Annotated in this window: 14 protein-coding genes and 4 pseudogenes; 13 read left to right on the forward strand and 5 right to left on the reverse strand. The window is 64.6% G+C overall.

Going from position 1 to position 12,743, the window contains the following annotated elements; all coding sequences use genetic code 11:
- Positions 1-133 precede the first annotated feature (133 nt).
- From IPM80_02430 to IPM80_02485, 12 genes and pseudogenes are all read left to right on the forward strand, one after another.
- Positions 134-1,414 (forward strand): annotated as a pseudogene (locus IPM80_02430) (hypothetical protein).
- A pseudogene (locus IPM80_02435) lies at positions 1,411-2,390 on the forward strand (hypothetical protein). The pseudogenes IPM80_02430 and IPM80_02435 overlap by 4 nt, the downstream one beginning before the upstream one ends.
- Positions 2,391-2,446: 56 nt before the next feature.
- Positions 2,447-3,238: pseudogene (locus tag IPM80_02440) on the forward strand (ABC transporter substrate-binding protein).
- Between the two features lie 200 nt (positions 3,239-3,438).
- On the forward strand, positions 3,439-3,999 hold the full coding sequence (locus IPM80_02445) for an enoyl-CoA hydratase/isomerase family protein (protein ID MBK8957300.1): 561 nt from the start codon (positions 3,439-3,441) through the stop codon (positions 3,997-3,999).
- Between the two features lie 292 nt (positions 4,000-4,291).
- Positions 4,292-4,486: an alcohol dehydrogenase catalytic domain-containing protein gene (locus IPM80_02450; protein MBK8957301.1), complete on the forward strand. Its 195-nt coding sequence runs from the start codon at positions 4,292-4,294 to the stop codon at positions 4,484-4,486.
- 235 nt (positions 4,487-4,721) lie between these two features.
- Complete coding sequence (locus tag IPM80_02455; protein MBK8957302.1) at positions 4,722-5,240, forward strand: zinc-binding dehydrogenase; 519 nt, start codon at positions 4,722-4,724, stop codon at positions 5,238-5,240.
- A gap of 428 nt (positions 5,241-5,668) precedes the next feature.
- Positions 5,669-6,070: a hypothetical protein gene (locus IPM80_02460; protein MBK8957303.1), complete on the forward strand. Its 402-nt coding sequence runs from the start codon at positions 5,669-5,671 to the stop codon at positions 6,068-6,070.
- A complete protein-coding gene (locus IPM80_02465) occupies positions 6,067-6,840 on the forward strand; it encodes a calcium-binding protein (protein ID MBK8957304.1) in 774 nt (257 codons plus the stop codon). Before IPM80_02460 ends, IPM80_02465 begins: the two co-directional genes overlap by 4 nt.
- A 59-nt stretch (positions 6,841-6,899) precedes the next feature.
- Positions 6,900-7,280 carry an NAD(P)-binding protein gene (locus IPM80_02470; protein ID MBK8957305.1) on the forward strand — a complete coding sequence of 127 codons (381 nt, stop codon included), beginning with the start codon at positions 6,900-6,902 and terminating at the stop codon, positions 7,278-7,280.
- A 54-nt stretch (positions 7,281-7,334) separates the two neighbouring features.
- A complete protein-coding gene (locus tag IPM80_02475; protein MBK8957306.1) occupies positions 7,335-7,628 on the forward strand; it encodes a hypothetical protein in 294 nt (97 codons plus the stop codon).
- Between the two features lie 243 nt (positions 7,629-7,871).
- On the forward strand, positions 7,872-8,087 hold the full coding sequence (locus IPM80_02480; protein MBK8957307.1) for a hypothetical protein: 216 nt from the start codon (positions 7,872-7,874) through the stop codon (positions 8,085-8,087).
- Positions 8,088-8,313: 226 nt separating this feature from the next.
- Positions 8,314-8,451 carry a hypothetical protein gene (locus IPM80_02485; protein ID MBK8957308.1) on the forward strand — a complete coding sequence of 46 codons (138 nt, stop codon included), beginning with the start codon at positions 8,314-8,316 and terminating at the stop codon, positions 8,449-8,451.
- Between the two features lie 170 nt (positions 8,452-8,621).
- Here IPM80_02485 and IPM80_02490 read toward each other — a convergent pair.
- Positions 8,622-9,217: pseudogene (locus IPM80_02490) on the reverse strand (LLM class flavin-dependent oxidoreductase).
- 236 nt (positions 9,218-9,453) lie between these two features.
- Between IPM80_02490 and IPM80_02495 the strand changes: the two are divergent.
- Positions 9,454-10,779 (forward strand): IS4 family transposase, encoded by a 1,326-nt coding sequence (locus IPM80_02495; protein ID MBK8957309.1) that lies wholly within the window; start codon positions 9,454-9,456, stop codon positions 10,777-10,779.
- Positions 10,780-10,874: 95 nt separating this feature from the next.
- On the opposite strand, the gene IPM80_02500 is transcribed toward IPM80_02495, so the two are convergent.
- From IPM80_02500 to IPM80_02515, 4 genes are all read right to left on the reverse strand, one after another.
- Positions 10,875-11,123: a hypothetical protein gene (locus IPM80_02500; protein MBK8957310.1), complete on the reverse strand. Its 249-nt coding sequence runs from the start codon at positions 11,121-11,123 to the stop codon at positions 10,875-10,877.
- Positions 11,120-11,707, reverse strand: a complete 588-nt coding sequence (locus tag IPM80_02505; protein MBK8957311.1) for a hypothetical protein — start codon at positions 11,705-11,707, stop codon at positions 11,120-11,122. Before IPM80_02505 ends, IPM80_02500 begins: the two co-directional genes overlap by 4 nt.
- Before the next feature lie 88 nt (positions 11,708-11,795).
- Entirely contained in the window at positions 11,796-11,999 is a 204-nt protein-coding gene (locus IPM80_02510) for a hypothetical protein (protein MBK8957312.1), read from the reverse strand.
- Positions 12,000-12,743 (reverse strand): MMPL family transporter (locus IPM80_02515; protein MBK8957313.1); only part of this gene is annotated, 744 nt, incomplete at its 5' end. It abuts the gene before it with no gap.

Here is a 12,743-nt window from a genome sequence, read left to right on the forward strand (position 1 = left end):
CTCGAGAAGATCGACATGATCGACTTCGCCGAGCTCGTCATCCTCAACAAGTTCGACAAGCGTGGCGCCGACGACGCGCTGCGCGACGTGCGCAAGCAGTGGAAGCGTAATCACAACCGCTTCGACATCGACGATGCCGACATCCCGGTCTACCCGACCATCGCCAGCCAGTTCAACGATCCGGGCCTGTCGTGGATGTTCGTCAACCTGTGCCAGCGCCTGGCCAGAAGCTGTCGCTGGATGCCCAGGCCTGGGTACCGGTGCTCGACACCAGCCTGCGCGAACCGCGCGCCACGGTGCTGATCCCCGGCAGCCGTACCGTTACCTCGCCGAGATCGCCGAGCAGGGCCGCGGCATCAATGCCCAGGGCGAAACCCAGTGCGAGGCAGCCAGCCGCGCGCAGCACGTGTACGAGGCGCTGAAGGCGCTGAAAGACAAAGGAACTGCCGGAGCGCTGTCGCCCTATGCGCAGAGCGCGCTCACGGTAGCGGCGACCGCAGTCTCGCGACCCTGCGCCAACGCTACAACGCGGCGCTCGATGACCTCGGCGCCGAGGTCGGCAACTGCTGCTCGACTGGCCGGCGCGCCTCGAAGGCATCACCGCGCCCAAGTTCAGCTACGGGAAGTGCGCGGCAAGGCGATTGAAGGCGATAACTACCGCACCAGCCTCAGCCACCAGAAGATCCCGAAGATAGCCCCGCCCAAGTTCGACGGCTAGGGCGACCAACTGCGCTTCCTGATGCGCGAGAACCTGCCGGGCGCCTATCCCTATACCGGCGGCACGTTCCCTCATCGCCGTGAGGGTGAAGGACCCGACGCGCATGTTCGCCGGCGAAGGCACACCGGAGCGCACAAATCGACGCTTCCATTACGTGTCGGCCGGCCAGCCGGCGGCGCGCCTGTCGACGGCGTTCGACTCAGTCACGCTGTACGGCGAAGATCCGCACGAGCGCCCCGACATCTTCGGCAAGGTCGGCAACTCCGGCGTGTCCATCGCCTCGGTCGACGATGCCAAGAAGCTCTACTCGGGCTTCGACCTGTGCGCGCCGACCGCTCGGTGTCGATGACCATCAACGGCCCGGCGCCGATCGCGCTAGCCTTCTTCATGAATGCCGCCATCGACCAGCAGGTCGAGAAGCGTTTGAAGGACAGCGGCCAGTGGGCGGCGGCCGAGAAGAAGATCGCCGGTATTTCGAGGCGCCAGCGGCCGGTGTACAAGGGCGAACTGCCGGCCGGCAACAACGGCCTGGGCCTGGGCCTTTTGGGCATATCAGGCGACCAGGTGGTCGATGCCGAGACCTATGCCGCGATCAAGAAGCGCACGCTCGAATCGGTGCGCGGCACGGTGCAGGCCGACATCTTGAAGGAAGACCAGGCGCAGAACACCTGCGTGTTTCCACCGAATTCGCCATGAAGATGATGGGCGACGTGCAGCAGTACTTCGTCGAAAACGCGGTGCGCAATTTCTACAGCGTGTCGATCTCCGGCTATCACATCGCCGAGGCCGGCGCGAACCCGATCTCGCAGCTCGCTTCACGCTCTCCAACGGCTTCACCATCGTCGAGTACTACCTCGCGCGCGGCATGAAGATTGACGACTTCGCGCCCAACCTGTCGTTCTTCTTCTCCAACGGCATGGACCCGGAATACACCGTCATCGGCCGCGTGGCGCGGCGCATCTGGGCGCGCGCCATGCGTGAGCGCTACGGCGCCAGCGCGCGCAGCCAGCAGTTGAAGTACCACATCCAGACCTCGGGCCGCAGCCTGCATGCGCAGGAGATCAACTTCAACGACATCCGCACCACGCTGCAGGCGCCCGTACGCGCTGTTCGACAACTGCAACAGTCTGCATACCAACGCCTACGACGAGGCCATCACCACGCCGACCGAGGACTCGGTGCGGCGTCTGCGAGAACCCGTGGCAGGGTTCGTTCATCGTCAACGAGCTGACGGATCTCGTCGAAGAGGCCGTGTACAAGGAATTCGAAGCCATTTCGGAGCGCGGCGGCGTGCTGGGTGCAATGGACACCATGTACCAGCGCAGCAAGATCCAGGAAGAGAGCCTCTACTACGAGCACAAGAAGCACGACGGCAGCCTGCCGCTGATCGGTGTCAACACCTTCCTGCCCAAGGCTGGCGAGGAAGACCAGGTGACGACCATCGAGCTCATGCGTTCGACCGACGACAGAAGCGCGACCAGATAAGCTCGGTGCGCAACTTCCAGGCCATCCATGAAGGCGAGCGGGGCGCGCGCCTGGCGTCGCTGCAGGCGGTGGCGCGGCGTCGCGACAACCGCTTCGCCGAACTCATGGAAACGGTGAAACACGCGTCGCTCGGCCAGATCCGGGCGCGCTGTATCACGTCGGCGGCGAGTATCGGCGCAACATGTAAAGCGTCGCGCGGCGCGGGCAGGTTGACGGGTGACGCAGGTGGATAGCGACGCGCGGCTGGTGGATGCCACGGCCAGCGACACACGCGGGCCGAGGGGGCGCGCGCATCGTGTCGCGGTGCCGAGCATTACCGAGCTGTTCGACGCGGACTCGGCGCCGAGGTGGTGGGCCGCACCGGCTTCTGCATCCACCCGCGCGAGGCGCTGCGCGGTGTACCCAAGCTCGGAGGCACCAAGGACGTCGACATCGACGCGCTGCTGGCGCTGGCGCCGACCCACGTCATCGTCAACATCGACGAGAACACGCGTGAGACCTTCGAGGCGTTGCGCGGGCGTGTGCCGCACGTGCTGGTCACCCATCCCAACGCGCCGGCCGACAATGTCGCGCTGTATGAGCTCATCGGCGCGGTGTTCAACCGCGAGCGCATCGCGGCGACGCTGGTCGACAAGCTCACGCTCGCGATGGCGGCCGGCGCGCGCGGCGGCGCACCCTTCGCGCCGCGTGCCGCGCCTCGTCTGGCGCGAGCCGTGGATGACGGTGGCGCAGGGCACTATATCTCGAACATGCTGGCCTTGCTCGGCTGGCACACCGTGCCGATGCAGCGAGGTGCGCTACCCGGCACTGGCCAGCGAAGTCTCGCGACGCTCGGCGCCGAGCTGCGTCTCTTGAGCAGCGAGCCCTACCCGTTTCCCGTGACAAGCACATCGCCGAACTGAAATCCTTAATCGGCGCCGCCATCCAGTGCGCTCGATCGACGGCGAGATGGTGTCCTGGTATGGCAGTCGCGCCATCGCCGGGCTCGACTACCTGGCCGATTACGCCGGCGCGCTAAGCGCCAGCGCCGCCTGAGAAGGCGCCGTGGAATCACCCTGCATCAACATCTGCATACTCGACGAGGAGCACGGCGTGTGCGCGGCTGCATCGCACGCTCGACGAGATCGGCGCGTGGAGTCAATCATCTTCCGAGCAGCGGCAACAGCATCGACGGCGCTGGACGTGCGCCGTGAACAGTATCAACAAGCACAACAAGACTCACACAGTGGGAGGTCCTGGCGAATTTCGAAACCCTCAAGTTCGAGCGCGACGGCGCGGTCGCCATCATCACGCTCAATCGTCCGGACGCCGCCAACAGCCTCAACGTCAAGATGTCGGAAGAGCTGGTGAAGGTCGCCACCCACTGCGACTCCAACCCCGACATTCGCTGCGTGGTGTTCACCGGCGCCGGCAAGATGTTCTCCGCCGGCGGCGACCTGGTGAGTTTCGCCGCGCAGGGCGACAGCATGGGCGAATACATGCGCTACGCGACCACCGGCCTGCATGCCGCCATTTCGCGCTTCACGCGCATGAATGCGCCGTTCCTGGTGGCGGTCAACGGCGGCGGCTGGCGCCGGTTTCAGCATGGCCATCACCGGCGACATGATCTTCGCGGCCGAATCGGCCCGTTCACCATGGCCTACGCCCGCGCCGGCGTGTCGCCGGACGGCAGCGAGCTATTTCCTGCCGCGCCTGGTCGGCCACGCCAAGGCCATGCAGCTCATCCTCATGAACGACCTGTTGAGTGGCGAGCCAAGCCAAGGAATGGGGTTGGTCAACGAAGTGGTGGCCGATGAGCAACTCATGCCGCGCGTGATGGAAGTGGCGCAGCAGCTCGCCAAGGGCGCGACCATGGCTTACGGCGAAGCCAAGCGCCTCATCGCCGACAGCTTCTCCAACACCATCGAGACGCAGATGGAAATGGAGACGCGCGCGATCTCCGGGCTGGTGCGTTACACCGAGGATGCGCCCACCGCCATCCACGCCTTCGCCAACAAGCAGAAGGCCGAGTTCAAGGGGCGGTGATCAGCGTGAAAGCTCTCGTTCTGCGCGAACTCGGCGGGCCCGACAAAGCTCGCCATCGAAGACATGCCGACGCCCAGGCCGGCCGCCGGCCAATTGCGCGTCAAGATCAAGACCGCGGCGCTCAACCGCCGCGACGTGTGGATCACGGTCGGCGCCCATCCGCGCATCCAGTTTCCCGCCATCGCCGGCTCCGACGGCGCCGGCGTGGTGGATGCGGTGGGCGCGGGCGTCGTGCCGGCCTGGTCGGACGCGAAGTGATCATCTACCCGGCGCTGGGTGGGGCGATGATCCGCGCTGCGGCGGCGCCAACTTCCGCGTGCTGGGCATGCCCGACCAGGGCACTTCGCCGAGTACATCTGCGTGCCGGCGGACTCGGTGGTCGACAAGCCCGCGCACCTGTCCTGGGAAGAAGCGGCGGCACTGCCCCGGCGGGCCTCACCGCCTGGCGTGCAATCGTCACCCACGGCGAAGTCGCGCTGGCCACAAAGTGCTGGTGACCGGCATCGGCGGCGGCATGCGACCTCGCGCGTTGGCCTGGGGGCTGGCCCATGGCGCCGAGGTCTATGTCACCAGCAGCAGCGCCGACAAGCTTGCCGAGGCGGTGAAACTCGGCGCCACGGCCGGTTTCGACTATCGCGACGCAGGCTGGGTCAAGCAATTGAAGGCCGCGGCCGGCGCCATCGACATCGTCATCGACAGTGCCGGTGGCGACGGTCTGCACGACGTGGTCGATACCCTTCCGCAACGGCGGTCGCTACGTGTTCTGCGGCGCTACGCGCGGCAATGCCTGAGAAGGGTCCCGGAACATGGCCGGCTGCCCTTCCGCCAGGTGCGTATCCAGGGCACGAACATGGGCCGGCTGGAGGAATTCCGCGCTACGGTCGCGTGCGTGAACGCCTACAAGCCCAAGCCGGTGGTCGATCACGTCTATCCCTTCGCCGAAGCGGTGGTCGCGACAAGCGCACGCAGGACTCGGAGCAGATGGGCTAAGCGCGTGCTGCGCATCGCTTGAGCACGTCGAGCCGGCGACGGCCGCCGGCCTCGATCATCGCCGCAGCGGCGCGCACCGGTACATTTGTTCACCGTCGTCGCGCCTCATCGCGGCTCAATCGCGCGCCGCGCCTGTGAATTTTTTAGACGACGCGCCCTGAGTCCGATGGCTGGGGCAGCTCGTTGGTCCCCGCGCCTGCCCTGATAATCGCAAGTCCATCGCCGAGGGACCCCATGATCGACGACTGAAACGGCCTCGACGCTGATACGCGCAGCAAGTCCCCTGACGAGCCCCGCGCTCAACACCTCGCTCGGCGAGATCTCCGCCATCACCGCCAACGGCGAGACCGAAGTGACGGCGGGCACCACCTAGGGCGGCAGCATGGCGCCGTCCGGGCGACAAGTTCAAGTTAGAACGAGAACTCGCTGCGCGACAGCGATGTCACCGGCGTGGCGTTCTTCGACAAGTCGAAACACTTCCTGATGTCGGTGGCCAACGTCGGCGACGTGTCGTTCTCCGATATCGGGCGCCAGGAGAAGGTGCAGACCATCGCGACCTTCATGTTGCAGGACGTGGCGTCGGGCGTGGCGGTGCAGGCAGCGCTTTCCGGTGACGTGCTGCTCGGCTTGCCAGGCAGGACAAGCTGTTCGGCAACGCTGGTGACGACACCTGCGCGGCGCGGCCGGCAACGACGCCTGAGCGGCGGCCCCGGCGCCGACCGTCTCGATGGGTGGCGCGGCCGGGACGTGATGGCGGGCGGCAAGGGCAATGACAGCTACACCATCGACAACGCCACGACATCGTCAGCGAGAGCGTGGCCAGCGGCGCGGATAAAGCGCAGTCCAGCGTGACCTGGACCCATGGGCGCGAACCTTGCAACGCTGACGCTTGGCGGCAGCAAGGCCATCAGCGCCACCGGCAATGCGCCGGCAACGACATCTTCGGAAACAGTGCCGCCAATACCCTGCGCGGACTCGCCGGCAACGATCGCCCGGACGGCAAGGGCGGCGCCGACCGCATGGACGGCGGGCTCGGCAATGACCAGTTCATGGTCGACCACCGCAACGACGTGGTGGTGGAGCGCGGTGGCCAGGGCACCGATACCCTACGCTCGACGGTCAGCTACAGTCTGCCGGCCCACGTCGAGAACCTGACCCTGCTCGGCAGCGCCGACATCAATGCCACCGGCAACGCGCTCGATAACGTGTTGCGCGGCAACGCCGGCGACAACGTGCTCAAGCCCGGCCATGGCGACGACAGGCTGGTCGGCAACGGCGGCGCGGACACCTTCATCGTCACCGGCGGCGCCGGCGACACGCTGCGCATCGACGACCTGCTGGCCGGCGACCACCTGGCGATCACGCACGCGGCCGTCGCCGCCATCACGGGATCAGGGACGCTGGACGCCGCGGAGCTGCGCGCCGCCGGCGACGCGCCCAATGGCGCGCACCTGGTGTACGACCAGGACAGCGGCGTGCTGTCCTACGACGCGCTCGGCGACGGTTCCTCGTTGTCGACCCTGGTGACCCTGCTGAACAATCACGCCCTTGCTGGCCAGCGAAATCACCATCCTGCCGGCCTGAACCGGGCCTGCCCGCGCGCTGCGCCCTTTCGGGTGTAGTGCGCGCCGGGGCGCTGCGCTGTGGTCGATGGCATCCTTCATCGCCGAGGAAGCCGACCATGACCGAGTCCACTGCGCGCGCGCATCGCATCATCATCATCGGCACCGGCGGCGGTGGCCTGTGCATGGCGATGCAACTCAAACGCGCCGGCTTCGACGACTTCCTGATGCTGGACAAGGCCGCCGGCCTTGGCGGCACCTGGTGGCACAACAGCTACCCGGGCGCCGAATGCGACGTGCAATCACCTGTATTCCTTCTCCTTCGAACCGAAGAACGACTGGTCGCGGCCCTTCGCCGGCCAACGCGAGATCCAGGGCTACTTCGAGCAGTGCGCCGACAAGTACGGTCTCGGCCCGCACATGCGCTTCAATACCGCGGTCAAGGCGCTGCGCTGGGACGATGCCCGGCGGTTATGGCATGTCGAAACCGACAGCGGTGAGATCCTCGACGCCGAGGTGGTGGTGAGCGCGCTCGGCATGTTCAACAACCTGGTGTGGCCGGCCATCGCCGGCATTGCCGACTTCAAGGGGGCAAATACTTTCATTCGGCGCGCTGGGATCATTCGGTCGATGTCACCGGCCAGCGCGTGGGCGTGATCGGCGTGGCCGCCAGCGCCATCCAGTTCGCACCGGAACTCGCGCCAAGGTCGCACATTCGAGTCTTTCCAGCGCACCGCCAACTGGGTGGTGCCCAGGCCAACCAGCCCTACAGCGATGAGCAACTGGCGTTCTACCGCGCGCATCCCGAGGAAGTCAGGAAGAGCCAAGACGAAGGCTGCCGCGTGTGAAATTCGCTGTGCACCTTCCAGGACAAGTCCGTGCTGGCCGATATCGAACGCGCCGGCCTAGAACGCCTGGCCGAGATCAGGATGAAGACACGCCCGCAAGCTAACGCCCAAGCATCCGGCCTTCGGCTGCCGCCGGCTTAGCTGTTCTCCGACGTCCTACCCGATATTCAATCGCGACAATGTCGCGCTGGTGACCGGCGGCATCGAGCGCGTCGACCAAAGGGCATACTGACGCGCGATGGCGTGGAACACGAATTCGACGTCATCGTCTACTCGACGGGTTTTGAAACCACCACCTATCTCAACGCGCTGGACGTCAGCGGTCGCGACGGCGCGCGTCTGCGCGACGCCTGGCGCGATGGCGCGCAGGCCTATCTCGGCATCACCACCGCCGGCTTTCCGGGAACCTGTTCATGCTCTACGGCCCCCAACACTTCAACCAGGGCTGCATCCTGTTGATGATCCGAACAGCAGGTCGAATACATCCTGCGTCAGCTCGAACGCCTGGATGCCGGAAGCTGGCGTGGCTGGACGTGCGTCCGGAAGTCACAGCTGCCTACAACGACGAACTGCAGAAGGACGTGGCGGGCGTCGACGCGTGGCGACCGCCTGCGGTGGCGACTTCTATTACCGCGCGCCGCAAGTAGGCGTTTCGTCACCAACTTCCCGGCACCAGGATGACTTCGTGGCGCGTACCCACGCACCGGATGCGCAGGCCTACGAGGTCGCGCTCGCGCCTGATGATCCGCGCATGGCGGGCGCCTGCGCGGCCATGCAGGCGCCGGCAAGCTCAGCCCGCACCCGCGCGATCGCGGCGGCGTAGTCATCAGGATGGCGAGCGCCTCGTCGCGCGGAAAGTCCACCAACAGCAACAGCGCGGTTGGCGCCGGTCGCGAGCATGCGCTCGGGACACGCGCCGGGTCGAAACCGCGCTATGCGCGCACCTCGCCAGCACCGTGACGTCCGAGCTTGGACGGATCACGGCCGCGCGCCTCATGGCACGCGGATATCCTCGAACGCGGTGGGAATGTCCGCGATCAAACCCTCTATCGGCATCCAACCGTCGCAGTACTCGGCGATGCGCGCCGGCACCCATTCGAATAGGCACCCATCAGCACCGGCGGGCCGCCGGCCTGCAAGGCACGGGCCCGGCACCACATCGGCGGCATTTCGACGAACTGGCCGTGTATTCCGGCACGTGGTCGTTCCAGATGCTGCGGATGGCGAGCATGCGATTCGCGCGTCACCTTCCAGCGATCGGCGAAGACCGCGCCGTGGTCTTCCTCTCAACGCGTTCAACCGGGCGCCGATGCCGAACCACAGGCGGCCGCCTGACAGCCGGTCGAGCGAGGCAGCGGCCTTGGCGAAATTGATCGGGTCGTGCTCGGTGACCAGCGTCACGCCGGTGCCGAGTTTCAGCGCGTACGCGTGGTGGCGGCGGCGATGGACAGCGCCACGGGCGGTCGTGGCTGTGCCAGTACATGGCCGACAGTTCGCCGCCGCCGACGAACGGCGAGCGGCGACTGGTCGGGATGGGTGTGTTCGGCGTAGAACAGCGATTCGAAACCGCGCGCCTCGGGTGCCGGCACGCGAGATCACTGCGGCTCGATACTGGTGTCATGGTGGAAGCACACGATGCCGAAATCCGCGAAACGACTCCTCGAAGTGTGAGGCTGGCAGGAAAATTTGTGGGTCAGACTCTGACGGCTCCCCACAAAAATGCGAGCGGTGGTCTTAGATATCAAGCAGATAAGTGGTAGACGTACATGCTGCTTCCTGATCCAATCGTTGTTTACCAAGACTTCGATAGAGCAAGAAGGACAGCATGTACGCAAGCAGTTTGCTGGAGAGTTGGCTAGAGGACAACTGCACCTGGATGCATAAGGCGCGTCAGGGCGCGGTGTGCAAATTGGTCGATGGCCTGCTTCGGGGAGGTGTCGCAACCCTCACCGCCATGGGGCGCCATATCCCGATGCTGCAAGCAGAGAAACACGGTATCAAGTGTGCGGATCGCTTGTTGGGCAATCGTCATCTGTCCGCCGAGCGATTGAAGATCTATCAGGCGCTGGGGCGCTGGCTATTGGCCGACATCGCGCAACCGTGGGTGGTGGTCGACTGGTCTGATGTTCGCCCAGGTCAGCGATTTTTGATGCTGAAGGCCGCTGTGCCTATCGGTGGTCGAGCGGTGACTGTCTATGAGGAAGTCCATCCGCTCGATTGCTACGGTTCGCCGGCCACGCACTTGGCGTTCTTGGGCCGCCTCAAGAGCGTGGTCCCATCAAGCTGTCGACCCATACTGATCACCGATGCCGGCTTTCGTGGGCCATGGTTCAAGGCCGTGTCTGCGTTGGGCTGGGATTGGATCGGCCGAGTTCGCGACCGGGTAACGTATCGCCACGAGTTGAACGGACCATGCCGCCCCGTCAAATCGTTGTATGCCCAGGCAGCGACCGTGCCGCGCACAGTGGGCTCGGTGTGGCTGGCAAAAACGAACAGCTATCGCTGCCAGTTGCATCACTACCACGCCACACCAGCGCGCCGTCGCGGCAAACAGCGCTCCAAGCCCAACGGTGCACGCAAGCGCCGACTCGGTCGCGAGCCCTGGGTGTTGGCGACGTCGCTTCCTCTGAGCGATTGGTCGGCTCAACGAGTCACGCACGCCTATCGTCAGCGCATGCAGATTGAAGAGACCTTCCGAGATCTGAAGAGCCCGCGTTGGGGCTACGGTCTGACCTACAGCGGCTCAAACTCAGTGATGCGACTATCGAACCTATTGCTGCTCACCACTTTGGCGACGCTGGTGACCTGCGTCACGGGGTTGGCGGCTCGCGCCGCCAACCTGGCTCGAAAATTCCAGGCCAATACTGAAAAGCAACGTCACGTACTGTCGGTGTTCTCGCCAGGGCAGGCGATTGCTCAGCAGAGCTTGGAAGCTACTTTCCCTGTCCGACATCCGCAACGCCTGGAGAGAACTCCCGAGCATGGCCGCAGCACAGGCCTTAACGGCATAATTCGTGGGGATCCGTCAGGGTCAGACTTCACGATGAATATCGTGTTCCGTGGGTCAGGCTTCAGCCTGGCATTCAGGTCGATGAAGCGCGCGAATACAGTGTTCTGGTGTGCGAATCACCCGCGCACCAGGCGAGCTTAAAGGCGATGGGTCGCCGCCTTGTCCGACATCTTGAACGGCTTCCACATCAAGAGCAGCTTCGGCATCAAGGTCAGCGCGGCCAGATGGCGATACCGTTATGATGGTATCAGAAGATCGAACAGGATGCCGCTGGGCGTGAAGTTCGACAGCATCAGATCGAGAAGCCCGCGCATACCACCAGCGTGGTGTAGAAACTCGCGCGCGCGATATTGCCAGCGGCAATGGTACATGGTCGAGCCCATCGCCGAAATGATAGAACTCGAGGCGATAGCGGTACACGCAATGAACTGCAGTCCTCGACCGCGATGCCCATATCGGGCGCCGCAAACCATGATGGTCATCATGTCGAGCGGGATGCCGGCCCAGCCCATGAAGCCCAGGCACTGCGCCGGTTGCCACCATGTTCGGCACGATGCCGATGAAGGCCGCGCGGATGTTGCGGAACAGGAAACACAGCGTCAGGAACAATGCCGAGTTGCTGGCGCTGCCGATGGAGGCGATCCGCGAGCTGTACAGGCTCTGCAGCATGTTGTTGTAGAGCACCAACAGGCCGCTGACCTTCGAATTCCTCGGCTTGAGCTTGGAGATCCGTTTGCAGACCTTTGCCGATTTTGCAGCAGCGCTTCGGCGCCGCAGGTCGGGGTTGAATCGATGCGCGAGATGCGCGCTTCGTCGGCATCGATGCTGGGATGTAGGGCGTCGAAGAGCTCGTCGCGCAGGTTACGGCAGGCGCTTGTAGATGATAATGAGCTGAGCGGGGGTCGAACTCGCGGGCCTTGTTGAGATCCTCGGCGACGCGCACGATGGAGGCTAGCGACTGCACCGTGCCCACGCCCGGGATGCCGGCTACGTAGTCGTGCACCTTCTTGATGCGCCTTCTATCTTTGTCGGCGGTGAACCAGGTGTCGGATTTCTGTCCGCTCGTCACCGAACATCTCGGCATCGAGGTCAGTGCTGCCGGTGCCGGTCTTGACCGCCGGACGGAAATTACACCAGCTTCCAGCGGCGTAGCCGCCTCAGGGTTTCATCGACGCGCCTGCTTCCTGGTAGATCTCGGTGTGCTTGCGGAAGTAGTTGATGAAGCTGTTCTCGACTTCGAGTTTCGACACGCCGATGGCGCTCATCACCACGATCAGCACCGTCACCGCCATCACACCGAAGCCGTGCTTGTCGGTGACGCGCGCCAGCATCACCGTGAAACCCTGACTGGCCGTCGTCATTCACGCGCGGCTCGCGGTTGGGCAACAGACCATGAGGGCGGGGACGAGGGTGAATAACACCACGAAATACACCAGCACCAGCGACAGGCTCATCATCGCGCCGAAATCATGATCACCGGATGTCGACGACAGCAGCGAGCCGAAGCCGATGATGGAAGTCAGCGAGGTGTACATGCAGGGGCTGGCCATGTCGCGGCACACCCATGCACGCGATTGCGATGCGTGAGTTCGGGCCGTTCGCGATACAGTCAGCGATAGCGCAATGATGAGGTGGATGTTGATGGAAATGGCGAGGATCAGGGTCATTGCCAGGAAGTTGGATGAAATGACCGTCAGCTTCCAGCCCACCAGGCCCAGCATGCCGAGGATGCCGACGGTGATGAAGGTGCAATTAAAGACCGGGATCAGCACCCAGCGTAATTCGCGGAAGATGTAGCCGAGCATGCCGATGGCTAGCAGGAACGACGCCGTGCCGAATACCACGATGTCGTTGCGCACGTAGCCGATCATGTCATCGGCAATCGCGGCCACGCCGCCGAGGTGCAGTTCGCAGCGTCGCCGTGGTGCGCATGATCTCGCGCAGGCGCTCGACGGTGTCGTGGTTGCTGGCGTCGACCGCGTCCTTCTGTTTCGGTAGCGCGGCCTCGATGTCGGCCAGGCGCGCCAGTTCCTCAGCCGAGGCAGTCGGCCCTCAGCACGGCGATACAGCAGCTCGCCGCGCTCGTATTGCAGGTCGGCGAAGTT

The organism is Pseudomonadota bacterium, from assembly GCA_016719885.1.
Taxonomy (GTDB): domain Bacteria; phylum Pseudomonadota; class Gammaproteobacteria.